Raw genomic sequence first — 24,620 nt, forward strand, 5'->3', positions numbered from 1 at the left:
GGATGAGGCTGCGCCGGGAAACGATCCTTCGCACCTCGAAAGGAGCACGACGATGGACAGCAATGCCTGGGACGAGCGGTACGCGAGCGCCCCGGAACTCGTGTGGACCGCCGAACCCAACCGCTTCGTCGTGGAAGAGGTCGCCGGTCTGTCCCCCGGCAGGGCGATCGACCTCGCCGCCGGTGAGGGACGCAACGCGGTGTGGCTGGCACAGCAGGGCTGGGAGGTCACCGCAGTCGACTTCTCCGCGGTAGCCATCGAGCGGGGCCGGGAGCTGGCCCGCCAGCGAGACGTCAGCGTCGACTGGCAGGTGGCCGACGTCACCGAGTACAAGCCGCCCGCCGACGGCTTCAACCTGGTGCTGATCGCGTACCTGCACCTGCCTGCCGCCGAGATCGCCGCCGTGCTGGCCAACGCCCGCTCCGCGGTACGTGCCGACGGGCGGGTCCTCGTGGTCGGCCACGACCTCGAAAACCTCTCCGGCGGCACGGGTGGCCCGCAGGACCCCGCTATCCTGCTCACCCCCGAGGCGGTGGTGAAAGAGCTGCCGGGGCTGCGGATCCGCCGGGCTGAGACTGCTCGCCGGCCCGTGACGGTGGAGGGCCGAGCTGTGGACGCCCTGGACACGGTCGTGGTCGCCGAACGTTCCTGACCATTCCGGCGTGCACGACCGCGGAACCGCGAACATGTCCGTCGGTGTCCGGGATCATTCCTCGATGAGACCGAGCGACCGGCCGGAGGCGCTGTAGTCGGTGTAAATGAGCGTGGCTGGCAGCCGGCGCATCGCCGGTTCCGCCCATTTCGCACTCTCCATTCCCTGTGGCGCCGCACTGTCAGTCGGGGCGCTCGGGGGACAGCCCCCGGTGTGCTCGCGGCTATCGCCCGGTGCGCCGGTCCACCACCCCAGGAACCGGCGTGCTGTGCGGGAAGGCGTCATCGAGCAGGGCGACTCCGACCTGCGGGTGGGCGCGGTCGAGCAGGCCGGACCGGGACTCCCGCTTGTCGGTCCGATCTACGCCCATCGCCTGGTTGCGGTGCTCTTCGAGGGCGGGGTCGCACTGACCGTCTCGGTTGAAGGACCACATCAGCATCGGGTCGCCCAGCGGCAGAGTGTCACCGGGGCCGGTGTCGAGGCGGCCGGTGTGCCAGGTGTGCCAGGTCTTGCCGTAGCTGTTCATCAGCATTGCCATCAGCGCCCGCTCGGCCGGCGCCGGTAGCCCTGGCGCTATGAGTGAGCCGCCGAGCACCTCGTAGTTGTGCGGGTGCCAGTAGGGGCGTTCCGCCTCGGGCAGGGTGTCGTAGAGGCGTTCGGAGACGATGTACTCGACGCCGATGAGGTTCGCCTCGGCGGTGTTGCCGTCGAACAGCACGCACTGCAGGAAGTCGTCGTTGACCTGGCGGCAGTAATGGTGCGCCTCCATCTGCATGGACGGCTCGTCCTTGGCTGGGTGGAACCCGACGACGTAGGCGTCGAATCCCTTCAACGGCGCGGTGTCCTGCAAGGCCTTGGACCCGAGCGACAGGCCCTGGTGCCAGAGGGTCGTCGACTCACCGGGGGGCTGTACCGGGCTGGGTCGTCGATCCATGGTTGCTCCCTCACTCGTCGTCCCGTCACTGTTCGCCATCGGTCTCATTCTCGGCACCGGCAGGGCCGCGCGGACGATTTCTCCTCCGGATAGCCGGTCGGACGGACAGGGCAGCATTCTGGTATCGCTGTTGCCTGGGCTTCCCCTGCAACCCTGACAGGCAACATGTAGCCCTCGAGAGTGGGGAGCAACCTGCAGATCGGGTCACGCTGTCAGCGAGGGATTCGGGTCCGAGGAACTGCTTCGTCAGGCCAGGCGGCCGCGACGGGCCCGGGCTCGGGCGATCGTTCGGTCCAGGTGCCCAGGACGAAGGGGCGGGAGCGTCCCTGCGCCCGCATCGACGCGCTGCCGACCAGCGCCTCGCTCCCGTCAGACGCAGGGGTCACGATCGGTACCGGTCGGCGGCGTCGATGATCGCGCCGGCCACGGCCGTGGACGCCTGGGGGCGGCCGTGTCGACGGGCGGCGTCGGCCAGCTCCCGGCGTCGCTCCGGGCGGTCGAGCAGCGCCATGATCTCCTGGTAGAGGCGGTCGGCGGACGCGTCTGAGCCGGCGAGCATGCGGGAGGCGCCGGCGTCGGCGAGGTGCCGGGCGGTCCGCCGCTGTTCGTCACCCCCCGTGGGGATGAGCGGGATGAAGACGCATGCCTTGCCCAGGGCGGTGAGTTCGGCGACGGTACCGGCGCCGCTGCGCGCGACGACGATGTCCGCGGCGCTCAGGACGTCGGGCAGCTCGCCGTGGACGTAGTCGACGACCCGGTACCTGCTGCGCAGGTGTTCCGGGAGGGCGGCCGCGACCTGCCGCATCCGGTCGAGGGAGTGGTCGCCGCACTGGTGCAGAACCTGACATCTCGGCAGGAGGCCGGGGAGGATGTCGGCGATCAGGTCGTTGACCTGGACGGCGCCCTGGGCGCCGCCGGTGACGTACACCAGCGGCAGGCGCGGATCCAGGTGGTACGCGGCGAGCGCCCGGTCGCGGACACCGGCGAGAATCTCGGGCCGGATCGGGTTGCCGGTGACCACCGCGCGGAGTTTCGCCCGGGCGGGCAGATGGGCGATGGAGGATTCGTGGCTCAGCAGGACCCGGTCGGCCAGGCGGGCGAGGACCCGGTTCGCCAGCCCGACCGTGAGGGTCTGCTCGTGCATGACCAGCGGGGTGCCGGTCACCCAGGCGGCGATCCCGATCGGGACGCAGACGTACCCGCCGGTGGAGAAGACCACGTCGGGCCGGGCGCGCACGAGGACCATGACGGCCTGGACGATGCCGAGCGGCACCCGGAAGGCGTCGGCGAGGTTGCGGCCCCACTCGTGCAGGTTCGGCGAGCGGCGGAGTTTGCCGGTGGTGATCGCCGTGAAGGGTATGCCCTCCTGCCGGGCGACTCCGGCCTCCAGTCCGTGGGCGACGCCCACCCAGAGGATGTCCGGCGCGGTGCCGGCCGCCGCCAGTCGGGCGCGGAGCGTACGGATCGTGGTGAGCGCGGGGTAGGTGTGTCCGCCCGTTCCTCCGCCGGTGACGATCACGCGGATGCTGCGGAGATGTCCGGCGGTGTAGACGGCCATCAGCAGGACCTCGAGCAGGCGGAGACGGCGACGTCTCGGTGCAGTGCGCCCTGGATGAGGATGTCGAGCAGCGCCGGGAAGTCGATTCCGGCCCGCTGCCAGATCTGCGGGTACTGGGATGCGGCGGTGAATCCGGGGAAGGTGTTGACCTCGTTGATCACCGGCTCCCGGCCGTCTCCGGTCCACGCCGTGCCGTGGTCGTGGTCGCGGTCGTGGTCGGCGTCCGGTTCGGGGAGGAAGAAGTCGACGCGGAGCAGCCCACGACAGCCGAGCGCGTGGAATGCCTGCACAGCCCGGCCCTGCAGCAGTCGGGCGATGCCGGGGTCGAGTCGGGCCGGAATGTGGAAGTCGGCACCGCCGTCGTACTTGGCGTCGTAGTCGAAGAAGGCGGCGTCCGTCACCCGGATCTCCAGCGGCGGCCCGGCTTCGACGCGACCGTCCGGGTGCTGGAGGACGCCGACGTCGATCTCGCGCCCGCTTACGGCGCGCTCGACGAGAACCTTCGCGTCGCTCTCGCGCGCGAGCCGCAGGGCGGCGGGTAGCTGCGCCCATTGTTCGACCTTGGAGACCCCCAGGCTGGAGCCGGCCCGGGCCGGTTTGACGAAGACGGGCAGTCCCAGGCGTTCCTGGTCCCGCGACGACAGTTCCTCGTCGGGCCGCAGCGTCACCCCGGCGGCCACGCGCAGGCCGTCGGCGGCGAGGAGTTTCTTCGTGACCGGCTTGTCCATCCCCGCGGCGCTGGCGAAGACACCGTTTCCGACGAACGCGACGCCGAGCCACTCCAGCATCGACTGGACGGTGCCGTCCTCGCCGTACGGGCCGTGCAGCGCCGGGAACACCACGTCCTGGTTGCCGAGAATCCGCAGCGCCTGCGCGAACGTGGCCGGCTCGCCGTCCACCCGCCACCGGCCGTCCCGCTCGATCAGCACCTCGGTCACGTCGTACGTGTCGCGGTCGAGATGGGCCAGGATGCTCTCCGCCGAGCGCCGGGAGACGTCGTGCTCCCCGCTGCGCCCACCGAACAGCACCGCCAGACGAACAGTCATGATGTCGCCGCTTCCCCGTGCAGGTGTACGCGCGCCACTCGCGCGCCGATTCCGGTCAAGACTTCGTGCGGGTTGGTGCCGGCCCACCGCGCCCACTCGGCGGCCGTCGGCTCGGCCGTGTCCGGCGAGCCCGGCGCGGCGCCGGGGCCGAAGACGACCACGGGATCGCCGAGGGCCACCGGTAGATCACCGACATCGACGACGCACTGATCCATGGCGATGCGGCCGACGATCGGACACCGTCGACCAGCGAGCCAGACCCGCGCGCGGCCCTCGGCGGTGCGCGACAGGCCATCGGCGTACCCGAGCGGCAGCAGAGCGAGCGTGGTCGGCCGACGGGTCACGTGGTCGGGTCCGTACGAGACGCCGGTCCCGGCGGGCACGCGCTTCAGGTTGATCACCCGTGACCGCAGGGCCATGGCGGGTCGCAGGCCGAGGCGGCGAGGACCGGTCGCGCCGAAGGGGTCGATGCCGTACATGGCCAGGCCGATCCGGCAGAGATCGAACCGGGTCTCCGGGGCGGCCAGTGCCGCCGCCGAGTTGGCCAGATGCACCACGTCAGGCTCAAGCCCGGCATCCCGAGCAATCCGCAGCGCCTCCCGGAACGTCGACAGTTGCCGCGCGATGCTCGGGCATCCCGGCACATCGGCGTTCGTCAGGTGGGACCACACCCCGCGTACGCGGACGGTGCCCTCCGCCTCGTGCTTGCGAGCCCAGGCGACCAGGTCGGGCCACTCGTCGCCGTCGGCACCGTTGCGGGACAGACCGACGTCCGCCTTGAGGTGGACCGCGGCCGGCACACCGAGTTCCGTGGCCGCGTCGGCGATCGCCCGCAGATGGGTGAGGGTCGACACCGCGATGTCGACGTCCGCGGCGATCAGGCGGGTGAAGTCCTCGTCCGGGCGGTGCAGCCAGCTCAGGACGGGCGCGTCGATGCCCGCCGATCGCAGTGCCACCGCCTCCGTCGCCGAGGTCACACCCAGCCACGCGGCGCCGGCTCCCAGCGCAGCCCACGCCACCGGCACCGCGCCGTGCCCGAACGCGTCGGCCTTCACCACGGCCATCAACCCGGTGCGTGCGATCGCCGCGATCGTCCGGATGTTTCCCGCGATCGCCGCGAGATCGATCACGGCCTCGCCCAGCGGGGCGCTCCCGCTGATCACACAGGTCGGCGCACGCCGCGCGCGCGTACCCGGCGTCACGCGGCAGCCCCGGGTCCGGCGGGCGGTTCATCCGGCGGGTCGGCGGCCCCGTGCCCGCCGACCCCGGCGGCCCGGCGCACCGCCGGCGTCTCCCGGATCCGCCGCCGGACCGCCCGCCGCAGTCGCTCGTCGCGGCGGCCCGGGTGTGCCGGTCCGACGATCATGTCCCGGCTCCTGTCTGACATGACGGGCACGGTAGGCAGCCTGTGGTGAAGAACCTTTGAAGAAGCGGTGGGCCGGCTGTGCGGGGATTCCGCTCACCGCTCTCCGGATCCCGCCCACATCGGTTCTTCACGGGTTTCGGGTTTACTTGACCCCGCAACCACCAGGCAGGACGGGGAGACATGAGCGCGCGGATCCTGGTCGCCGAGGACGACCCCAAGCAGGCCAACCTCGTGCGGATCTATCTCGAACGCGAGGGGCACAGCGTTCTGCTGGTCGGCGACGGGCGGACCGCGCTGGACCAGTGCCGGTCCCGCCGGCCGGACCTGGTGGTCCTCGACGTGATGATGCCCGTCGTCGACGGCCTCGACGTGTGCCGGATCCTGCGCGCCGAATCGGACATTCCGATCCTGCTGCTGACCGCCCGTACGACCGAGGAGGACGTCCTGCTGGGCCTCGATCTCGGTGCCGACGACTACCTCACCAAGCCGTACAGCCCGCGCGAGCTGGCCGCTCGGGTCCGGGCGCTGCTGCGCCGGGCCCGGGTGGTGAGCGCCGACAACCGGGCGGTGCTGCGCGTCGGCGAACTCGAGGTGGACGCCGGCCGGTTCGAGGTACGCGTCGGCGGCCGGCCGGTCGCCGTGACGGCCAAGGAGTTCGGCATCCTGGAGGTGCTCGCCGGCGAGCCCGGGCGGGCGTTCACCCGGGCGCAGATCATCGACCGAGCCTTCGGATTCGATCGTTTCGTGCTCGAGCGCACCGTGGACGCGCACGTGATGAACCTCCGCCGCAAGATCGAGGACGACGTCGCGGAGCCGCGGTACGTCCAGACCGTCTACGGCCGCGGTTACCGGCTCGCCGAACCGGAGCCGGCGGCGAAGCCGACACCCGGGGGCACGCCCGGAGCCGGCCGGTGAGTTTTCGGGTACGGGTGCTCTGGCTGGTCATCCTCGTCGCGGTGAGTGCGACCGCGGCGACCGCGTGGCTGACCCTGCGGCAGGCCTCGCAACAGATCAACGAATCGGCCACCACCGACCGGGCGCAACTCGACGAGGTCGTCGGCCGACTCACGACGTACGGCAGCCGGCACGGCACCTGGGAGGGCGTGCCCGAGCTGGTGCGGGACCTGCGCGCCGAGACCGGTCAGCGGATCCACCTGGTCGCCGACACGGGCCAGGTGATCGTGGACACGGACACCCAGGAGGACCGCACCGCCCGGCCACTCGGCACGATGGTCGGAGTCGTCGACCCGCGGCCGGTCCTGAATCTGGCCGCACTGCCGGCGGAGCCGGCGAGCCGGCAGAAAGGTGTGGCCGGTGCGATCACCGGCTACCGCACCGGCGTGCTGTTCGCGGCCTGCCTGACACGGGAATCCGTCCCTGTCGTCGCTTCACCCACCAGCACGGGGGTTCCGCAGTTCGACGCCGACCTGCGGGCGGCCGGCGTGCGTGATCGCCCTGGTGTCGCTGAGATCGTCGACGGCTGCGCCGATGTCGCGGCGGAGCCGGGCCGGAGCCTGGCGGACGCCGCCTCGGTGCAGGCGTGCGCCCTCTCGACGGTGGAAACACTGGATTCCTGCCTGGCCCAGGCATTCACCAACGACATCAGTGACGTCGCGCCGGTACCCGCCCGGGTCTATCTCGGCGCTCGCGGCGATCCCGCATCCGTGTTGGCCGCCGGTCCACTGCTCGCCGCGGCGGCGGGCGTCGCGGCGGTCGTGGTCATCGGCACCCTGCTGCTGAGCCGGCGGGTCCTGCGCCCCATCGACACGCTCACCGCGGCCGCTCAGCGGCTGGGCCGGGGCGACCTCACCGGACGGGTTGCGGTGCGGGGCAACGACGAGTTGGCGGAGTTGGCCCGGTCGTTCAACCGGATGGCCGACTCCCTGCAGCGCGGGGAGGAGCGGCAACGCCGGATGGTCGCCGACGTCGCCCATGAACTGCGCACCCCGCTGGCAAACCTGCGCGGCTATCTCGAGGCACTGTCCGACGGCGTGATCACGCCGGACCGGACTCTCTTCGCATCCCTCCACGAAGAGGCGGTGCTGCAGCAGCGCATCGTCGACGATCTGCAGGACCTGGCCCTGGCCGAGGCCGGCAACCTGGCGTACCACCGGGTCACGGTGGATCTGGCCGAACTCCTGGAGACCTGCCGCACCGCCCACCACGCACGGGCCGAGTCGGCCGGGGTGTCGTTGCGCGTGAATGCCGAGCCGGTCGCGGTACACGCCGACCCAGACCGCCTCCGCCAGGTGGTGGGCAACCTCGTCACCAACGCCCTACAGGCGACCGCTGCCGACGGCAGCGTCCGGTTGGTCGCAAGCCGCACCGACACACAGGCGGTCGTCCAGGTCGTCGACACCGGCTCGGGAATCGCAGCGGACGCACTGCCGCATGTGTTCGACCGGTTCTGGCGGGCCGACGCCGCGCGGGGCCGCCGTACCGGGGGCAGCGGCCTCGGCCTCGCCATCGCCCGGCAGATCGTCACCGATCACCAGGGCGCCATCACGGTCACGAGCGAGGTCGGAGTCGGGACGACCTTCACCATCACGCTTCCCCGCGCCGACTGACGCCGCACCTGGCCCGCCCGCGTCGTACGCCGCCAGCCGGCTCCGGGTTGACAGCGAGACAGGACATCGAAAGGCTTCATCGCGTCAACTCGCTTTGGGAGCTCCAGGTCTGGTGATGTCGGCCCGACAGCGCCGGCGTCCGTCGCGGGTCAGCGGCTGAGCAGCCGGCGCAGCGCCCGCCGTGCCTCGGGCAGCGCGAGTACCGCGCTGGCCGCCGAGGCGAGGGTCGCGACCTGGCAGTACGCGCACAGCGCCCGGTTGTCGCGCCACTCCTCGCGCCCGAGTTCGACGGCGAGTACGGCCTTGGCTGCGTTCAGCAGGGACAGCACGGGCGCGCGCTCCGACCGCGCGGGACCGCCGATCGCCGTGGTCAGTCGCTACCGAGGCGCGGAGGCGTACGCCTGCCGGATCCGCTCCTCGTGCACCATGCGACTGTGCGGCTCCCGGATCGCCGGTGCGGGCGGGGCCGGTGCGGGGATCGTCCTGAGCATCGAGGTCCGGCCCCCCGAGGGTTCACCGAGCGATCGGCGCGCGGTTAGCCTGCTTCCATGGGGAGCGCGGAACTGGAAGAGTTGATCGTCGCGGACGCTGGCGAGCTACGTGCGTGGTTGTCGGCCAGCCACGCCACGTCGCCCGGTGTCTGGCTCGCCCTGACCAAGAAGGGCGGCACGGTCACGACGCTGACCTGGCAGCAGGCGGTTGACGAGGCCCTGTGCTTCGGCTGGATCGACGGCCAGGCCCGTAAACGGGATCAGGAGACCTCCTGGATCCGGTTCACCCCTCGCCGGCCCCGCAGTTCCTGGTCCCAACGCAACGTCTCCCACGTGGCCCGGCTGGAGGCGCAGGGACGGATGCTGCCCCCGGGGCGCGCCGTGGTGGAAGCCGCGAAGGCGGACGGGCGGTGGGCGGCCGCCTACGCCCCGCCGTCGGAGGCCGAGGTGCCGGCCGACCTCCTGGCCGCCGTCGCCGCCGACCCCGCCGCCCGGGCGATGTTCGACGTACTCACCAAGACCAACCGGTACGCCCTCATCCACCGCCTCAACGCCGTCAAACAGGCACAGACCCGTGAGCGGAAGATCGGCGAGTTCGTCGCCATGCTGGCCCGCCACGAGACGATCTACCCGCAGAAGGCCAAGCCTCCGAACTCGCCGTCATCGACTTCGTCATGATCACTTTGTGCTCGTCTGTCGGGGGGAGGAGAGCTCGGAGCAGGGTCGCGAAGGTGCCGTCGGTTTCACCGGCATGGCGTGTGCACACGTCAGGGGCCAGGCGGCTGCAGGAGCGTGCGGTGACGCGGACGGTGCGGGTCAGCCGCCGAGGGCAGCGCACGATCCGGACCGCGGTCTCCGCCGAGGATCTCCACCAGATGGACCGGACAGGCCGACCGTCGGCGGATCACGGCACGACCCTGCGCCGCCCGCAGGTTTCGGACCCACTCGGACTCTCCGGCCAGCGCGACCAGATAGTCGTCGCCCTGGTACGGCTTCTTGAGAATGGGAACCCGACGGGGCTTGCCGGACCGGCGGCCACGCACCGTCAGGGTGACGGCGTCGCGGGGAGCGAGACCGAGCGAGGTGAGAACCACCCCGAGCCGATTGCTGATACGCCGGTACCAGGCGGCCGGAGGCCGGTACGTGATGCACCGGCTGTAATCCTGTGGATGCACGGGGCACCTCCTCTATGCCAGCAGGGCGTCGAGGGTGACGAACCGGTAGCCCCGGCTTCTCAACTGGTCGATCACGGCCGGCAACGCCTCGGCGTCGAGCGTGGAACGGTCTTCGGGGTGGGATCCGATGTGCATGAGCACGATCTCGCCGGGCCGCGCCGCTGCGATCACCCGGCTCACGATCTGTGTCACGGTGATGCCGGCATCGGTGCCCTTCCAGCCGAGAGTGTCGACCGTCCACCGGACGGCCACGTAGCCGGCGCCGTTGACCGCGGCGATCGTGCGGGCGTCCCGGTCGCCGTACGGGAAGCGGAACAAGGGGCGGGTGTCCGTACCACCGGCGGCCAGAACCTGCCGCTGTCCGGTGGCCACCTCGAAACGGACGGCGGCGTCGGTCAGCCTGGTGGCGTACGGGTGGGTCGCGGTGTGGTTACCCAGTCGGTGACCGGCGGCCACGATGCTCCGCACGGCGTCGGGATGCCGGTCGGCGAAGCTGCCGGTCAGGAAGAAGGTCGCCCGCACCTTCTCGCTGACCAGCGTACGCAGGATCGCCGGCAGGCCGTCGGCGTTGCTTCCCGCGTCGAACGTCAACGCGACTATCGGCTGCGAGGTGGGGATCACCTCGATGTCCTTGCCGAGCAGACCGCGCGGCGGGCCCGGCACCGCCGGTGCGGGAGAACGCGTCAACGCCATCGTCGGGTCGCCCGTCGGGCCGCTCGTCGGGGAACTCGACGAAGAGACGTCCGATGGCTGGGACGGGGACGGTGACACTGACGGTGACGGTGAGGACAGCGAGGGCGTCGTCACCGCCGGGACCGACGGTGCCGGCAGGGGTGCCGCATCGTGGTCGCCACGCCGGACGACGGCGACCACGATGACGACCAGCAGGATCGCGGCGACGGCGGCGCCGGCGACCGTGGATACGAGCGATCGATGTCGCACGGCGACCTCCTCGACAGCGGCGAGAACGGAACGGCGCTCAACTCCACAGTGCGGTGGCGTCACGATCCGGGGTAAGGCCGCAAGGACAGGATTGGCGGGGCAGAAGGTCCCGACCTGTCGGCCGTGCTGTCGCTGACCGCTCGATCTACCGCTGCGCAACGGGCTCTGCCCGGCGGAAGTGGCGCTGACGGGCGAGTGGACCCCGGTCCCCTCTGGAAGCCGTGTTTCGTCGGAGCAGCGCGTCGTTACTGTCGTCGGAAGAAGAAGTCGGAGGTGATGGCGCGGTTGAGCTTGGGGTCGGTACCTAGCTCCACCGACCAACCGTGTCGTGCGACTGGAACTCCAGCCCGCCAGAGGAGCACTCCGGCGCCGGCCAACATAGCCATGTAGGGCCAGAAGCAGAAAGGACCGCATCCGCCAAGCTGACCTCGTCAGTGAGCGCTGATGCAGCGGGATTGCATTGGTACCCGTCCACGGGTCCGGTCAGGACGCCGCCAGCTCCCAGAGCAGGATCTGGCGGTGGTGGCTGAAGCCGTTGCGCAGGTAGAAGCCGACCGCGCGGCGGCCGGAGTGGACGGTCACGTGCAGCAGCCCCCGCGTGCGGGCCTCGGTCAGGATCGCGGCCATCAGCGCACCGCCGACGCCGCGGTTGCGGTGCTCCTCGCGGACCTCGACTGACTGGATGTCGCCGTACCACCGGTCCAGCGACTCGTTACTGGGCACCCGTTGCGCGACGTGGAGCCAGGCGGCGCCGATCACGTGCCCGTCGATCTCGGCGACGAACGGCAGGTGCGTCTCCGCGTGGGCGGCAACCCAGTCGGCGTACGCGCTGACTTGTCCCCGTCGACGCCGCGCAGTTCCGCGAGCACCGCCACGTCCGCGGCGCCGGCCCTCCGCACGATCACCCCGCGGAGTCTAGGCGAGCCCGTCGCTCGCGGTGCCCCCAACCGGCACGGCTGCAGGGGCTGAGAGGTTGATTCCTGTCGCATGGGTGGGGCCACCTCAGCCACGCGCCGCCCGCCCGGCGGCTGAGCTTCCGGTCATCCGCCGACCGACGGGACAGCGTTGATCGTACGGGGGAGCAGGTGCCGGCTGGCACGGAGAACGGCGCCGTCGGGACGGACGACGGCCACGCGAGCGCCGCCGGTGCCCAACCAGCGGTGCAGTTCGCTGCCCGGCCTGGCGATGACCAGTACCGCCCCGCGCCGTTCGATGTCGGCTCGTAGTGCCGTGGACGGCTCGACGGACGTGACGACCGCGAACCGGCCGGCCGCCACGTCGTCGAAACGCCGGTCGCCGTCGATGACCGCGTTCGGGCACAGCCCGCCCGCGAGGCCGCGACGAAGCCGGGGCCTCACCACGAGGTCGGAGCGGTGCAGCGGGGGCGTCGGGCTGTCCGTGGCCAGGGCCGTCAGGCCCGGTACGAGGTGCAGCCGCGGCGCCACGGCGCGACGGATGACGTTGCCGAACTCCCCGCCGGCCGTCATCGCCGTACCGATGACCATCGCCAGCTTGATCATGGCGCGGACGTGCCGCTTGCGTTCGGTCTCGTACGTGTCGAGCGCGGTCTCGGCCAGAGTCCCGTCGAGCACACCGGCGAGCTTCCAGGCCAGGTTCATCGCGTCGCGCAGCCCGGCACACATGCCTTGGCCGATGAACGGTGGGGTGAGGTGGGCGGCGTCGCCGAGCAGGATCACCCGCCGGTCGCGCCACCGGTCGGCGACCTGCGCGCGGAAGGTGTACTCGGCGACGCGGATGACCTCCAACTCCGTGACGGGGATGTCCCCGGTCCACCGCGAGATCAACGGATGCAGGCGGGCCATGTCGCGGTGGTCGTCGGCGGTCTCGCCGGGCTTCAGCTGGAACTCCCAGCGGTAGCGGGTCTTCCCGACCCGCATGTAGGTGCCGGCGCGGGCCGGGTCGGAGAGCTGGTGCACGCCCTCCCACTGGCCGAGGTCGGCCTCCGTCACCACGTCGATGACGAGCCAGCGTTGCGTGAAGCCCAGGTCCTGCATGGCGGCGCCGATGGCGGCCCTGGACAGGCCGTTCGCACCGTCGCAGCCCAGGACCCACGCCGCCCGGACGGACTCCTGCTCTCCCGTGGCGGTGTCGGTGACGTCGACCCGCACCCCGCCGGCATCCTGGGTCAACGCGGTGACCTCGGCGCTTCCGGGGAACGTGACGGTGTCGTGCCGCTCGAGATTGCGGCGGAGGATCGCCTCCAGTTCCGGTTGGTCGAACATGCTCCCCTGGGGGTAGCCGTGCCGGCCCGACGCCGTGTCGCGCCGGAACTCGGCCAGCACCCGCATGTTCCGGTCGAGGAGGCGCAGACCAAGGTGCGGCCGGGAGATCGCGGCGAACTCGTCCCGGAGCCCGAGCCGCGCCAGGATGCGGTGGACCTCGTCGTCGAGGGCGACGGCGCGAGGCTGGGGGTACACCGACTCCCAGCGCTCGAGGATCAGGCACTCGACGCCGTACCGGGCGAGCAGCGCCGCGGCGGTGAGCCCGGTGGGGCCCGCGCCGACGATCACCACGGGGACGGTCCTCACCGGGCCGATCCGAGGTGGAGGGCGAGGTAGACGGCGACGAGGAGCCCGCAGACGAGCGCCGGGGCGTACTTCTGGGGGCCGTCTCCCTTGCGCAGGTGAACCGCGAGGGCTCCGGCGAGCAGGAGCAGCAGCCGGGTCACCGAGGACCTGCTGCGCAACGAACGACCGGCCAGGGGCGCCGACCGGGCATCAGGCACTCGCTCGGTGTGGATCGGCGCCGGCCATCGTGGAGCGTTCGTCGCCGTGATCGCCGTGCCAGTCGAGGACCAGCATGCAGGCGTCGTCGGGCAGGGTGGGTCCGGCGACGTCGAGGATGGCGTCGCCGAGTTCGCGCACGACCTCCCTGGGGTGCAGGCCGGTGAGGCCTGGCAGCCGTGCGGGCAGGTCGAGGCGGGCGGCGCCGCGTTCCAGCATGCCGTCGGTGAGCAGGATGAGCCGATCGTCGGGGCGCAACGGGACGTCGGTCGTGCGGTAGGTCCCGTGGCGCAGTACGCCGAACGGCGGATCGACCGGTAGCGCGAGGGGCTGGACTGTTCCGTCGCGTACCAGGAGTGGCGTCGGGTGGCCGGCGTTGACCATGGCCAGCACGCCGGTGCGCAGATCGAGCCGGCCGAGTAGTCCGGTGGCGAAGGTGAACCCTCCGGGCGGGCTCTCGATCAGCGCCGAGTTCGCGGCCTGGGCCTGGTCGAGCAGGGTGTGGCCCCGACGGCGGGTGTGGCGCAGGCTGCCGACGCAGAGGGTCGCGGTCAGGGCGCTGTGAACGCCGTGGCCGACGGCGTCGGTGATGCTCAGGTGCAGCAGGTTGCGCGCGAGGCTGTAGTCGAAGGTGTCTCCGCCGATGCTGGCCGCCGGCTCCAGCCACGCCGAGAGGGTGAAGGAGCCGGCCTCGCAGGTGAACGAGGAGGGCAGGAGCCGCCGCTGGATCTCGGCGGCGAGGCTGAACGGAGTGGTCCGCTGACCCCATTCGAATAGGTCGGTGTGGCGCCGGGCAGCGATCACCACGAACGCCAGCGCGTGCGCGGCCCGGGAGATCTCGGCCAGAGCATCGTTGTCCGGCTCGACCGGCAACGAGATCTCCAACAGTCCGATGGCCTCGCCCCGTTGCGTCACGGGCGCCATCACGACGTGATCATCTCCGCTCGAACGAACCTGCACGCGCTGGAGGCGCAGCGCCTGTTCCTGTGGTCCGCCGTCGAAGGGCAGCACGGTGGCTACGTCCTCGTCCTGCCGGCGCCTGCCAGGCCGGGTGCCGAAGGGAACGTGGGCCAGCCGGACGAGAGCCCGGCCGCTCATGTCCGCGACGAGAAACGACACCCACAGCGCCCCGAGGTCCACGCCGATGCCCCGGGTCACGGCCTCCACCGCGTCGACCGGGGCGGCGTCCTCGACGGCGTGCAGCACATTGCCCAGATCCACGCCGGTCCACCGTTTCTCGTTCACGCGGCAGAGCATAGGCCCAGCGACCGGCGAGCAGTCCGGTGCCGTGACCCGGTCCTACGGGGTGCGGGCGGAGCGCAGCCGCGCCGCGGCGAGCGCCGCGACCGGTGTTGCCAGGACCAGCACGAGCGACGCCAGCAGGATCGACGGGCGGTAGGTGTTCGGCATGTCGCGGTGCCTCTTCGCCCGTCGGGGCGGGTTCGGCGGCCGGTATGCGGGTGCGACCGAGCGGCGGCATGCGCGCGCCGGGGGGCGTTTCGCGTCCGACGGGCGGGTAATCAGCCGCGCCGACGCAGAACGGACGGGGTGTGGACGCGCCACCGTCCCGACGCAAGGGAGCGGACCGTCGTGCCAGATGAGCAGCCCACCGTCGTTCTCGTCCACGGCGCGTTCGCCGAGTCGGCGAGCTGGAACGGTGTGATCGAACGCCTCGGCGCCGCGTACCCGGTGGTGGCCGCCGCCAATCCGCTGCGCAGCGTCGCGGGGGACGCCGCGTACGTGCGGGACGTGATGGCCGGGATCGGTGGGCCGGTCGTCCTCGTCGGGCACTCGTACGGCGGCATGGTGATCACCGAGGCCGCCACCGACGACTCGTCCGTGCGGGCCCTGGTCTACGTCAACGCGTTCTGCCCGGACACCGGCGAGTCGGCGCTCACGCTGTCCGGACGGTTCCCCGGCAGCACACTCCCCGACACCCTCGTGTCCTACCCGGTGGCCACCGGCGGGAACGAGGTGGCGATCGGGCAGGACGGCTACCCCGCGCAGTTCGCGGCGGACGTGCCGGGTGACCTCGCGAAGCTGATGGCGCGGACCCAGCGCCCGGTCACCGAGGCGGCGCTCGGCGGAGGGCTGTCCGCCGCGTCGCCGGCCTGGCGGTCCCTGCCGTCCTGGTTCGTGTTCGGCGACGCCGACCGGAACATCCCGGTCGCCGCGCACCGGTTCATGGCCGAGCGGGCGGGCGCCGGGGGTGTGCGGGAGGTCGCGGGCGCGTCGCACGCGATGACCGTGTCCCAGCCCGGCGAGGTCGCCGAGACGATCATCGAGGCGGTACGCGGCATCGGTGGCTGATCCGGCCGTGCGCTGCGCGGCAGGGGCCGACGGTGGTCGCCGGCCCCGCCGCGCGGCTGGTCAGTCGAGGCAGAACTCGTTGCCCTCGGGGTCGGCCATCACGAGGTGACCGGCGTCCATGGGGGGAGCGGGCTCGTGGCGCCGGATCCGGGTGGCGCCGTGGGAAACGAGCCGCTCGGCCTCCGCCTCCAGGGCGGCCATCCGCGCGTCGCCCTGCAGCCCGGGTGCGGCTCGCACATCGAGGTGCACCCGGTTCTTGGCCTGCTTGCCTTCGGGCACCCGCTGGAAGAACAGCCGTGGCCTCAAGCCCTCGGGGTCGACCAGCGCCGAGGCGTCGTTCCGGCGCTCCGGCGGCACGCCCATGGCTTCCAAAGCCTGCTCCCACGACCCGAAGCCCTCGGGTGGGTCCTGTATCCGGTAGCCGAGGGTCTCGGCCCAGAACGCGGCCAACCCGGCCGGGTCGGCGCAGTCGAAGGTGATCTGGACGTCGCGGGCCATGTCAGCTCGCCTCCTGTCGGGTCTGCCGGTGAGTGTGCAGGTAGAGGTCGCGGAGCAGGCACACCTCGGCCAGATGGTGGACCATCTCGCGGTTGATGTGCAGCACCAGCGCGGCCAGCGGATGCTCCGCGTACGGTCCCTCCGCCGGCCCGCAGGGGCGGGACAGGCCGGTTTCGCCGAGAGACTCGACCCCGGCCAGCCACGTGGCGTACTCCGTGTCGAGCTGCGCCAGCGCTGCGGTCGCGGTCGGGGCGTACTCGAACGACTGGTAGTCGGTGGGCGCCCGACCGAAGTGCGCGGCGTTACGGACCGCGAGCACGCCGACGATCACGTGCCCGAGTCGCCAGGCGATCGTCGTGAACGGCGGCGGGTCGGGCTCCGGCATCGCGAAGTCGATGGTCATCGAGCCGGACCCGGCCTGCACCGGCGCGGTGGCGGTGCCGCGCGGACGTACGCTCCAGCAACCCGGTGCCGGCTCCCAGAAGTACTCGTCGTCGGTGAGTCCGTCGAGGCGGTTTCGCACCTGGTTGGTCCAGTGCGCGGCGAGCTGGTCTCGGAGCAGGGGATTCCAGTCCTGGTCGGTCATGGCTTCCACCCTGCCGCATATCGCGGACAGGATCGTTCCGCTATCTGTGGAACGATGAGCACGTGACCGTCGAGGCGACGACCGAGCGGGTGCTGCGGTTGCTGGGGCTGCTGCAGCGGCGGTCGTCCTGGACCGCCACCGAACTCGCCGTCGAGCTGTGCGTCACCGAGCGCTCGGTGCGCCGCGACGTGCAGCGACTGCGCGCGCTCGGCTACCCGGTGCACGCGACGGTGGGCGTCGGCGGCGGCTACCGGCTCGGCGCCGGCACCCGGCTGCCGCCGCTGCTCCTCGACGACGAGGAGGCGATCGCGACGGCGGTTTCCCTACGGCTGGCGTCGGGGGGCACGGTCGCCGGGGCGGCCGAGGCGGCACTGCGGGCGCTGGCGAAGCTGGACCAGGTGATGCCGTCCCGGTTGCGCGCCGAGGTGCGGGCGGTGCACGACGCCACCGAGATTCTCGTCGGCCCCGGCGTCGAGATCGACGCGGAGCTGCTGGTGACGCTCGCGCGCGCCTGTCGCGACGCGGTACGCGTGCGGTTCCGGTACGCCGGCCGCGACGGCGGGGAACGCGAACGCACGGTCGAGCCGGTGCGGATGGTCACCACCGGCCGCCGCTGGTACCTGATGGCCCGGGACGTCGACCGCGACGACTGGCGCACCTTCCGGCTGGACCGGATGCGGGAGGCGGTGGCGACGACCTGGCGTTTCCGGGCGAGGGAGCATCCGGACCCGGTCGCCTACGTGCAGCGGTCGGTGACCGGGGCGCCGTACCGGTATCTCGCGCGGGTGCGGGTGCACGCCCGGCCCGACACGGTGCGGGAGCGGGTGCCGCCCCAGGTGGGGCGCGTCGAGGACGACCGCGACGGGTGGTGCGTGCTCGTCGTGGGCGGGGACGACCTGGACTGGCTCGCCGCACACGTGGCCCGGCTGGGCTTCGAGGCGGAGGTGCTGGAGCCCCCGGAGCTGCGGGAGGCCGCCGCCCTGCTCGCCCGCCGCCTCGCGGCGATGGCCGCCACCGGCAGCTAGCACAGTCCGTCACCGGCGGCGCGCCCGCCACCGCCGCAGCGCGTAGGCCAGACCGCTGGCCACGAAGAGCGCGGCGGTGAGGAGCAGCCACCGCCCGAGCAGCGGCTCCCGTTCCAGCCCGGTCGCGGCCCGGTACGTGTCCCGGCCCTGGGCGAGGATCCCCGGCAGGTACACGAGGAACAGCAGCCCGGCGGCGAGCGCCGGCACGCGTACGTGGTTGAGCGGGGACGGACCGTCGACCGGGGCGGTCAGCCGGGCGCGCAGCACCCGGTCCACCGCCGCGTAGGCGGGAAAGAGAACCAGGTCGTGCGCGACCACCGCGCCCACGAACCAGAGCAGCATCCGGCCGGCCGTCGACTCACCGGCGATCCGCAGCAGCACCCACCCGGCGACGGCGAACGCGCCGGCCATCAGCAGCAGATGCCGGAGCGGTGCCCCGTAGACGGCCCTCACCGGGGCGCCCGGGTGAAGTCGATCTCGGCCACCCACTTCGTGCAGTGCACCCCGGGCAGCGCCGGCACGATGATCCGCGCCGGCCACCCGTGGTCCGGGGTCAGGTCGGCGCCGTTGACCCGCAGCGCGAGCAGCGAGTCCGGGTCGAGGACCTGGTTGGCGGCGAGCGTGGCCTGCCTGAACAGGCCCGCCTTCTCCAGCGACCGTACCGTCGCGGCGTCGACGTCGTCGGCGCCCACGACGGCGGCGAGGTCGCGCAGGCGTACGCCGGTCCAGGTCTGCAGCGTCGACCAGCCCTCCACACAGGCGATCGGCAGGCGTGCGGTGTGCTGCGGCAGGGCCAGCAGCGCGGCGCGGTCCAGGGCGAACTGCCGGTCGCCGGCGCGCAGCGTCACCCGCCAGGCCGGCCCGGTGTCGTCCGGGCGGATCCCGGCGGCGAGCGCGGTGCGGTTGACCGGAAACCCGTTCGGACCGCTGTCCGGCTGCCGGCCGCGAGGCAGCAGCAGGGCGGTACGCCGCCACACACCGTCCAGGCTCTGCCCGACGGTGAGCGCCCCCAGCAGCACGGACAGGCCGCCGACCAGCGCGAGCGCGCCGCGCCGGCTGACCGTCGCCGCCCCCGGTGCGGGCGCCACGAGCCCGTCCGGGTCGGGCGGCTCGGGGCGGGTGGCGGCGCGCGGCGTGGCCAGCTCCCGGCGGGGCGGACGGGATCGCAGCGCCGTGACCATCCGGGGCAGCTTGAGCGCCACGTGCGCGACGAGGGCGGCCGTGAAGACCCACGCGCCGAAGTAGTGCGCGGTGTAGAAGTCGAACCCGAACAGGTACGCGTACTGCATGTTCAGCAGCCCGGTGGCGATCTCGAACAGGATCCCGCCGACCAGCAGGAGCAGCGTGAGCCGTTCCAGCACCTGGGCCACCGAGCGGGCCGGCGGCCAGTCGAACAGCTTCGGCAGCACCGACCACAGCTTCGCCAGGACGACCGGCACCAGCATGATCCCGAGCGTCACGTGCAGGCCCTGGGTGACCCGGAACAGCCAGGACGGCCGGGTCGGCCAGTCCACGGCGGGTGGCCGCAGCCATCCGACGTCGCTCGGGAACGCCTGGGAGAACCGCGGGCCGTACGCCAGGTAGTCGAGCAGCCCGGTGACGATCACCAGGGGCAGGGTGACGAGCAGGACCAGGCCGAACGTCGAGGTCAGCCAGGGACCCCGCAGCGGACTGCGCCACCGCCGGGGGAGACCGTCAACGCCGGGCGGCGGGTGGGCGGCCAGGGTCCGCCACCAGCGCCGCGGGAAGCCGTACCCCGTCCCGGCGCGGTCGTTCCCGGCGGGAGAGGCGTCGTCGCTGCTCACCGGTCCTCCTCGTCCGGGGCGCCGCGCCGCCCGCGGCGTCCACTCCCGGAAGGCTAGGTCCGCGCCGGGCGTCGGGGCCGGGTTTGGCGCATTACCGAAGCCTTACCGGGCCCGGGTGGGCCGCCCGGTGGGGGCGCACATGTTGCGAGCTGCTTACGGCGGAACGAAGTCGGCACCGACCGCCGCCGACCGCCCTACGCTGGCCGGCATGCGCGTACTGCTCACCGGCGCGGCCGGTTTCGTCGGGTCGCACGTCGCCGACCTGCTCGCCGCCGAGGGGCACGAGGTGGTGGCGCTGGACGCCCTGCTGCCCGAGGCGCACGGGGGAGAGCTGCCGGAATGGTCCCGGCGGCACACCCCGATCGTCGGTGACGTGCGGGACCCGGACCTGCTCGACCGGCTGCTGCGCGGGGTCGACGCGGTCTGTCACCAGGCGGCGATGGTCGGCCACGGCCTGGACCCGTCCGACGCCCCGGCGTACGCGAGCCACAACGACCTCGGCACGGCGGTGCTGCTGGCCGCCATGCACTCCGCCGGGGTGTCGCGGCTGGTGCTGGCCAGCTCCATGGTGGTCTACGGCGAGGGGCGCTACTCCTGCGCGGCGCACGGCGTGGTCCGCCCCGCCCCGCGCCGCCCGGACGACCTGACCGCCGGCCGCTACGACCCCACCTGCCCCCGCTGCGGGGAGACCCTCGCGCCCGAACTGGTGCCGGAGGACGCCCCGCTGGAGCCCCGCAGCACGTACGCCGCCACGAAGCTCGCCCAGGAGCACCTGGCCGGCGCGTGGGCCCGGCAGACCGGGGGCGGCGTGTGGGCGCTGCGCTACCACAACGTCTACGGACCCCGGATGCCGCGCGACACCCCGTACGCCGGGGTCGCCTCGATCTTCCGGTCCGCCCTGGCGGACGGCCGGCCGCCCCGGGTGCTGGAGGACGGCCGGCAGTGCCGCGACTTCGTCCACGTCACCGACGTGGCACGGGCCAACCTGCACGCCCTGCGCACGCCGCCACCGGAGGATCTGGTGCCGGTCAACGTCTGCTCCGGCGAGCCACGGACGGTCGGCGACCTCGCGGCCACCCTGGCCGCCGCGATGGGCGGGCCGGCGCCGGTGGTCGTCGGGGGTGCCCGTTCCGCCGACGTCCGGCACGTCGTCGCCGACCCGCGACGAGCGGCCGACCTGCTCGGCTACACCGCCCGCGTCGGCTTCGCCGAGGGCGTGGCGGCGTTCGCCACCGATCCGCTGCGCGAACCGGCGGCCGTCGCGGCCTGACACCGACCGCGCCGGCCCGCCGACCACGGGGCGGCGGGTTGGCGCGGTCGGGCGGCTCAGGACACCGTCCACACCAGGTGGTTGACCGCCAGCGCCGTCGCGGCCTGCCCGGCGAGCCACCAGCGGCGCGCACCCGGCGGCAGGTGGACGGTCGCCACCAGCAGCCACACCGCGAAGGGCAGCCAGATCCGCTCCACCTCCGCCTTGCTCAGCCCCGACAGGTCGGCGGCGAGGACGACCACCGCCGCCGTCGCCGGCAGCAGCACCGTCGGCCCGACCACCATCGGCAGCGCGCGCGGCCCACCCGCCCGTCGGAGCCCGGCCCGGACCGCCCCGACGCCCGCGCGGACGGCCCGCCGCAGCGCCGGCCCCAGCACCGGACCGGCGCAGAGCAGCAGCGCCGCCAGGTTCGCCCACACCCAGTAGGCGTACGGGCGGTCGGCCGCCCAGCCCTGGTAGTAGCGCTCCACGACCAACTGGTACCCGTCCCACCAGCGGAAGCCGGCTACCTCGAAGGCGAGCACCACCGCGCCGACGCCGACCGCGCCGGCCGTGAGGGCGGACAGCCGGCCCGAGGGCCGCAGCGCCAGGACGGCGAGGGCCAGCAGGCCGACCAGCACGAAGCCGTACGACAGGTGCAGCGCGAAGCCCAGCAGCAGTCCGCCGGCCGCAGGTGCCGCGCGTCCGCGTACCGCGAGCAGGGCCAGGCCGGCGGCGACCACCCCGGCGAAGAGCCCGTCGGCCGACGCGCCCACCCACACCGCCCCGGGCAGCAGGACCAGGAACGGCACCACGGCACGGGCGGCGTCGACCGCGCCGAGCGCCCGCAGCGCCACCGGCACCGACACGGTGACGGTCGCCCCGACCAGGACGCAGGCCAGCGCGGCGGCGGTCCCACCGCCCAGTCCGACCCGGTCCAGCCCCACGAAGACCAGCAGCGCGCCCGGTGGGTGCCCGGCGGTGTGCGTGGACCAGGAGTCCGGCTGGAAGTCCAGGATCCGGCCGGTGAACCCGGCCAGCATGGCGGCGACGTCGGTGACGCGGGGCACCTCGTGCAGGTACTCCGCCTGGGGCGTGAGCCGCTCGGTGAGACCCGTGGACCAGCCGTCCACCAGGCCGAGTGCCAGCGTCCAGGCGACCGAGGTCACCCAGGCCGCCCCGAGCAACGGGACCCAGCCGGCGGTACGGGCCCAGGCGAGCCCGGGGCCGAGCACACCGAGCGCGACCAGCACCGCCGCCGGCGTACCCCAGCCGACGTGTGGCCCCCACGTGGCGAAGAGCGGGGCCGCGTCGGCGTGCAGGCCCACGCCGCGTGCGTTGAGGACCGCGCCGACCGCCACGGCGGCGCCGACCAGGCCGACCTCGACGCCGAGCACGGTGAGGTCGGCGCGCGAACGGCGCTCCGGCGTGCTCGCAGGAACCTCGGGCCGGGTGGTGGTGGCTTCCATGTCGACCGGACGGTACGGCCCGGTACGGCCCGGCGACAGCCGAACCGCAGGAACGTCACCGTCCGGTAAGAACCGATCAGGTGGTAAGAGATCCGTAAGGCCGGATTCGCCCACGGCCCCTCGTGCGCCGCCCTAGCGTCGGCGGTATGCCGACACCGATCGACGTGGTGCTGCCCTGCCTCGACGAGGCCGCCGCCCTGCCCGGCGTGCTCTCCGCCCTGCCGCCCGGCTACCGGGCCATCGTGGTGGACAACGGATCCCGTGACGGCTCGCCGGAGGTCGCCGCCGCGTACGGCGCCCGCGTGGTCCATGAGCCCCGGCGCGGCTACGGCGCGGCCGTGCACACCGGCATCGAGGCCGCCGAGGCGGACCTGGTCTGCGTGCTCGACGCGGACGGCTCCTTCGACCCCGCCGAGTTGCCCGCCCTGGTGGCGCCGGTCGCGGCGGGCACGGCCGACCTGAGCGTGGGACGCCGCCGACCGGTTTCCGCCGCGGCCTGGCCATGGCATGCGCGGGCCGGTACGGCCCTGGTCGCCGCCTTGCTGCGGCACCGGGGCGTGCCCCTGCACGACCTCAGCCCGGTGCGCGTGGCCCGCCGCGACGCGCTGCTCGCCCTGGGCGTCACCGACCGCGCCTTCGGCTACCCGCTGGAACTGCTGATCCGCGCCGCGGCGGCCGGATGGCAGATCCACGAGCGGGACGTCACCTACGCCCCGCGTGCCGCCGGCACCCGGTCCAAGGTGTCCGGATCGGTGCGGGGAACGTGGCGGGCCACCCGCGACTTCGCCGGTGTCCTGCGTACCGTCGGCGGTGCCCGGTGACCGTCCTGCTGGTGATGGCGAAGGCACCGGTGCCCGGTGCGGTCAAGACCCGGCTCTGCCCACCGGCCACGCCGGCGCAGGCGGCCCGGATCGCCGCCGCCGCCCTGCTGGACACCCTGGACGCGGTCCGCGCGACCCCCGGGGTGACTCCCGTGCTGGCGCTGCACGGAGAACTCACCGACGCGGAGGACGGTGCCGCGCTGACCGACGCGGTGCGGAGTTGGACGGTGCTCCCGCAGCGCGGCGACGGGCTCGGTGACCGGCTGGCCAACGCCCACGCCGACGTGGCCGCGGCCTTCGGCGACCGTCCGGTCGTGCAGATCGGCATGGACACCCCGCAGGTGGACCCGGTGCGGCTGCGCGCGGCGGTGCGGCGTCTCGGCGTGGCCGAGGCGACGCTCGGTCGTGCCGTCGACGGGGGGTGGTGGGTGGTCGGGCTGCGCGATCCCCGGCACGCCGACGCCCTCCGGCACGTTCCGATGTCCACCCCGCAGACCGGCCGGCACACCTGGGCGGCCCTGGTCGGGCGGGGACTGCGGGTGGCGCCCCTGGCGGTGCTCCGGGACGTCGACGAATGGTCCGACGCGCTGGCGGTCGCGCGCGAGGTGCCGGCGAGCCGCTTCGCCGGGCGGGTCACGGCACTGCGCCGTACCGTCGTCGGTGCCGTCCGGTGACCTCCGACCTGCTGCCGGCCGCCGTCGGGACCGTTACCCGCGAGCCGGCCGGCGACGCGTTCGCCGCCGCCCTGGGCGGGCGGCCGGCCGCGCACTGGCTGCAGCACAGCGACGGCCAGCGCAGCGAGCTGCCGGTGCACCGCTGGCACGGGCCGCCGGAACCGGCGACCCGGGAGGTGGTCGCCCGGTGCGGCGGCCCGACCCTGGACGTCGGCTGCGGGCCCGGCCGGCTCACCCTCGCGCTGGCCCGTGCCGGGCACGCGGCGGTCGGTGTCGACGTCTCCCCGTACGCGGTGAACCTGACCCGGTCCCGTGGAGTGGTCGCCCTCCGGCGGGACGTCTTCGCGCCCCTGCCCGCCGAGGGCCGGTGGGCGCACGTGCTGCTGATGGACGGCAACATCGGCATCGGCGGTGACCCGGCGGCGCTGCTCGCCCGGTGTCGGGAGCTGATCCGGCCCGACGGGAGCGTCCTGGTGGAACTCGAAGCACCCGGGCCGGGCCTGTGGTGCGGGCAGGCCCGCCTGGTGTCCCGCCGTGCCGACGGCGAGCTGAGCCGGGGCTCGGCGTTCCGGTGGGCGCGGCTGGACACGCGGGCGGTGCACGGCGTGGCGGTGTCGGTGGGCCTGGGCGTCCGGGCCGTCTTCGGCGCGGGTCGGCGCTGGTTCGGGGAACTCGTCGCCCGCTGACCACCGGGCAGCCCGGTGGTCG

Annotated in this window: 27 protein-coding genes; 10 read left to right on the forward strand and 17 right to left on the reverse strand. The window is 73.2% G+C overall.

Translation table 11 applies throughout. From position 1 onward, the window contains the following. The first annotated feature begins 52 nt into the window (after window positions 1-52). On the forward strand, window positions 53-652 hold the full coding sequence (locus tag ACIBR0_RS13125; RefSeq protein WP_396715161.1) for a class I SAM-dependent methyltransferase: 600 nt from the start codon (window positions 53-55) through the stop codon (window positions 650-652). Between the two features lie 223 nt (window positions 653-875). On the opposite strand, the gene ACIBR0_RS13130 is transcribed toward ACIBR0_RS13125, so the two are convergent. The 5 genes from ACIBR0_RS13130 to ACIBR0_RS13150 all read right to left on the reverse strand — a co-directional run bounded on the left by ACIBR0_RS13130 (window position 876) and on the right by ACIBR0_RS13150 (window position 5,577). Next, window positions 876-1,586: an OBAP family protein gene (locus ACIBR0_RS13130; RefSeq protein ID WP_396715163.1), complete on the reverse strand. Its 711-nt coding sequence runs from the start codon at window positions 1,584-1,586 to the stop codon at window positions 876-878. 382 nt (window positions 1,587-1,968) lie between these two features. Further along, window positions 1,969-3,144 carry a UDP-N-acetylglucosamine--N-acetylmuramyl-(pentapeptide) pyrophosphoryl-undecaprenol N-acetylglucosamine transferase gene (locus ACIBR0_RS13135; RefSeq protein WP_396715165.1) on the reverse strand — a complete coding sequence of 392 codons (1,176 nt, stop codon included), beginning with the start codon at window positions 3,142-3,144 and terminating at the stop codon, window positions 1,969-1,971. Then, window positions 3,144-4,190, reverse strand: coding sequence for a D-alanine--D-alanine ligase family protein (locus ACIBR0_RS13140; RefSeq protein WP_396715167.1), 1,047 nt, complete (start codon window positions 4,188-4,190; stop codon window positions 3,144-3,146). The genes ACIBR0_RS13135 and ACIBR0_RS13140 overlap by 1 nt, the downstream gene beginning before the upstream one ends. Beyond that, window positions 4,187-5,320 (reverse strand): alanine racemase, encoded by a 1,134-nt coding sequence (gene alr, locus ACIBR0_RS13145; RefSeq protein ID WP_396715169.1) that lies wholly within the window; start codon window positions 5,318-5,320, stop codon window positions 4,187-4,189. The genes ACIBR0_RS13140 and alr overlap by 4 nt, the downstream gene beginning before the upstream one ends. Window positions 5,321-5,388: 68 nt before the next feature. Continuing rightward, window positions 5,389-5,577, reverse strand: a complete 189-nt coding sequence (locus ACIBR0_RS13150; protein WP_396715170.1) for a hypothetical protein — start codon at window positions 5,575-5,577, stop codon at window positions 5,389-5,391. A gap of 159 nt (window positions 5,578-5,736) precedes the next feature. Between ACIBR0_RS13150 and ACIBR0_RS13155 the strand changes: the two genes are divergently transcribed. Together ACIBR0_RS13155 and ACIBR0_RS13160 are read left to right on the forward strand one after the other, a co-directional pair. Further along, complete coding sequence (locus ACIBR0_RS13155) at window positions 5,737-6,471, forward strand: response regulator transcription factor (protein WP_396715172.1); 735 nt, start codon at window positions 5,737-5,739, stop codon at window positions 6,469-6,471. Beyond that, window positions 6,468-8,123 carry a sensor histidine kinase gene (locus tag ACIBR0_RS13160; protein WP_396715173.1) on the forward strand — a complete coding sequence of 552 codons (1,656 nt, stop codon included), beginning with the start codon at window positions 6,468-6,470 and terminating at the stop codon, window positions 8,121-8,123. The genes ACIBR0_RS13155 and ACIBR0_RS13160 overlap by 4 nt, the downstream gene beginning before the upstream one ends. Before the next feature lie 149 nt (window positions 8,124-8,272). On the opposite strand, the gene ACIBR0_RS13165 is transcribed toward ACIBR0_RS13160, so the two are convergent. Further along, on the reverse strand, window positions 8,273-8,452 hold the full coding sequence (locus ACIBR0_RS13165; protein WP_396715175.1) for a hypothetical protein: 180 nt from the start codon (window positions 8,450-8,452) through the stop codon (window positions 8,273-8,275). A 219-nt stretch (window positions 8,453-8,671) separates the two neighbouring features. Between ACIBR0_RS13165 and ACIBR0_RS13170 the strand changes: the two genes are divergently transcribed. After that, complete coding sequence (locus ACIBR0_RS13170) at window positions 8,672-9,292, forward strand: YdeI family protein (RefSeq protein WP_396715177.1); 621 nt, start codon at window positions 8,672-8,674, stop codon at window positions 9,290-9,292. 89 nt (window positions 9,293-9,381) lie between these two features. On the opposite strand, the gene ACIBR0_RS13175 is transcribed toward ACIBR0_RS13170, so the two are convergent. From ACIBR0_RS13175 to ACIBR0_RS13200, 6 genes are all read right to left on the reverse strand, one after another. After that, window positions 9,382-9,789 carry a nitroreductase/quinone reductase family protein gene (locus tag ACIBR0_RS13175; protein ID WP_396715179.1) on the reverse strand — a complete coding sequence of 136 codons (408 nt, stop codon included), beginning with the start codon at window positions 9,787-9,789 and terminating at the stop codon, window positions 9,382-9,384. 12 nt (window positions 9,790-9,801) lie between these two features. Continuing rightward, window positions 9,802-10,731, reverse strand: coding sequence for a polysaccharide deacetylase family protein (locus tag ACIBR0_RS13180; RefSeq protein ID WP_396715181.1), 930 nt, complete (start codon window positions 10,729-10,731; stop codon window positions 9,802-9,804). A gap of 483 nt (window positions 10,732-11,214) precedes the next feature. Continuing rightward, window positions 11,215-11,520, reverse strand: a complete 306-nt coding sequence (locus ACIBR0_RS13185; RefSeq protein ID WP_396715342.1) for a GNAT family N-acetyltransferase — start codon at window positions 11,518-11,520, stop codon at window positions 11,215-11,217. A gap of 251 nt (window positions 11,521-11,771) precedes the next feature. Then, window positions 11,772-13,280: a bifunctional 3-(3-hydroxy-phenyl)propionate/3-hydroxycinnamic acid hydroxylase gene (locus ACIBR0_RS13190; RefSeq protein ID WP_396715182.1), complete on the reverse strand. Its 1,509-nt coding sequence runs from the start codon at window positions 13,278-13,280 to the stop codon at window positions 11,772-11,774. Then, window positions 13,277-13,477: a hypothetical protein gene (locus tag ACIBR0_RS13195; protein WP_396715184.1), complete on the reverse strand. Its 201-nt coding sequence runs from the start codon at window positions 13,475-13,477 to the stop codon at window positions 13,277-13,279. Before ACIBR0_RS13195 ends, ACIBR0_RS13190 begins: the two co-directional genes overlap by 4 nt. Continuing rightward, complete coding sequence (locus ACIBR0_RS13200; protein WP_396715186.1) at window positions 13,470-14,720, reverse strand: PP2C family protein-serine/threonine phosphatase; 1,251 nt, start codon at window positions 14,718-14,720, stop codon at window positions 13,470-13,472. The genes ACIBR0_RS13195 and ACIBR0_RS13200 overlap by 8 nt, the downstream gene beginning before the upstream one ends. Window positions 14,721-15,065: 345 nt before the next feature. On the opposite strand from ACIBR0_RS13200, the gene ACIBR0_RS13205 reads away from it, so the two are divergent. After that, window positions 15,066-15,785: an alpha/beta fold hydrolase gene (locus ACIBR0_RS13205; RefSeq protein ID WP_396715187.1), complete on the forward strand. Its 720-nt coding sequence runs from the start codon at window positions 15,066-15,068 to the stop codon at window positions 15,783-15,785. Between the two features lie 60 nt (window positions 15,786-15,845). Here ACIBR0_RS13205 and ACIBR0_RS13210 read toward each other — a convergent pair whose 3' ends face one another. Both ACIBR0_RS13210 and ACIBR0_RS13215 read right to left on the reverse strand, forming a co-directional pair. Beyond that, on the reverse strand, window positions 15,846-16,283 hold the full coding sequence (locus ACIBR0_RS13210) for a VOC family protein (protein WP_396715189.1): 438 nt from the start codon (window positions 16,281-16,283) through the stop codon (window positions 15,846-15,848). 1 nt (window position 16,284) lies between these two features. Continuing rightward, window positions 16,285-16,869: a DinB family protein gene (locus tag ACIBR0_RS13215; RefSeq protein WP_396715191.1), complete on the reverse strand. Its 585-nt coding sequence runs from the start codon at window positions 16,867-16,869 to the stop codon at window positions 16,285-16,287. Between the two features lie 62 nt (window positions 16,870-16,931). Here ACIBR0_RS13215 and ACIBR0_RS13220 point away from each other — a divergent pair, with 62 nt between their 5' ends. After that, on the forward strand, window positions 16,932-17,894 hold the full coding sequence (locus tag ACIBR0_RS13220) for a helix-turn-helix transcriptional regulator (protein WP_396715193.1): 963 nt from the start codon (window positions 16,932-16,934) through the stop codon (window positions 17,892-17,894). 9 nt (window positions 17,895-17,903) lie between these two features. On the opposite strand, the gene ACIBR0_RS13225 is transcribed toward ACIBR0_RS13220, so the two are convergent. Together ACIBR0_RS13225 and ACIBR0_RS13230 are read right to left on the reverse strand one after the other, a co-directional pair. Further along, window positions 17,904-18,347: a hypothetical protein gene (locus tag ACIBR0_RS13225; RefSeq protein WP_396715195.1), complete on the reverse strand. Its 444-nt coding sequence runs from the start codon at window positions 18,345-18,347 to the stop codon at window positions 17,904-17,906. After that, entirely contained in the window at window positions 18,344-19,699 is a 1,356-nt protein-coding gene (locus ACIBR0_RS13230) for a molybdopterin-dependent oxidoreductase (RefSeq protein ID WP_396715197.1), read from the reverse strand. The genes ACIBR0_RS13225 and ACIBR0_RS13230 overlap by 4 nt, the downstream gene beginning before the upstream one ends. A 208-nt stretch (window positions 19,700-19,907) precedes the next feature. Between ACIBR0_RS13230 and ACIBR0_RS13235 the strand changes: the two genes are divergently transcribed. Further along, window positions 19,908-20,969, forward strand: a complete 1,062-nt coding sequence (locus tag ACIBR0_RS13235) for an NAD-dependent epimerase/dehydratase family protein (protein ID WP_396715199.1) — start codon at window positions 19,908-19,910, stop codon at window positions 20,967-20,969. A 56-nt stretch (window positions 20,970-21,025) separates the two neighbouring features. On the opposite strand, the gene ACIBR0_RS13240 is transcribed toward ACIBR0_RS13235, so the two are convergent. After that, window positions 21,026-22,417, reverse strand: coding sequence for a hypothetical protein (locus ACIBR0_RS13240; protein WP_396715201.1), 1,392 nt, complete (start codon window positions 22,415-22,417; stop codon window positions 21,026-21,028). 146 nt (window positions 22,418-22,563) lie between these two features. Here ACIBR0_RS13240 and ACIBR0_RS13245 point away from each other — a divergent pair, with 146 nt between their 5' ends. Genes ACIBR0_RS13245 through ACIBR0_RS13255 form a run of 3 tightly spaced genes read left to right on the forward strand, consistent with a single transcriptional unit; the run spans window position 22,564 to window position 24,598 of the window. Beyond that, window positions 22,564-23,238 (forward strand): glycosyltransferase family 2 protein, encoded by a 675-nt coding sequence (locus ACIBR0_RS13245; protein ID WP_396715203.1) that lies wholly within the window; start codon window positions 22,564-22,566, stop codon window positions 23,236-23,238. Next, window positions 23,235-23,912 (forward strand): DUF2064 domain-containing protein, encoded by a 678-nt coding sequence (locus ACIBR0_RS13250; RefSeq protein WP_396715205.1) that lies wholly within the window; start codon window positions 23,235-23,237, stop codon window positions 23,910-23,912. The genes ACIBR0_RS13245 and ACIBR0_RS13250 overlap by 4 nt, the downstream gene beginning before the upstream one ends. Continuing rightward, complete coding sequence (locus ACIBR0_RS13255; protein WP_396715207.1) at window positions 23,909-24,598, forward strand: class I SAM-dependent methyltransferase; 690 nt, start codon at window positions 23,909-23,911, stop codon at window positions 24,596-24,598. The genes ACIBR0_RS13250 and ACIBR0_RS13255 overlap by 4 nt, the downstream gene beginning before the upstream one ends. The last annotated feature ends 22 nt before the right edge of the window (window positions 24,599-24,620 follow it).

It is taken from the genome of Micromonospora sp. NPDC049497 (assembly GCF_044465805.1).
Classification (GTDB): domain Bacteria; phylum Actinomycetota; class Actinomycetes; order Mycobacteriales; family Micromonosporaceae; genus Micromonospora.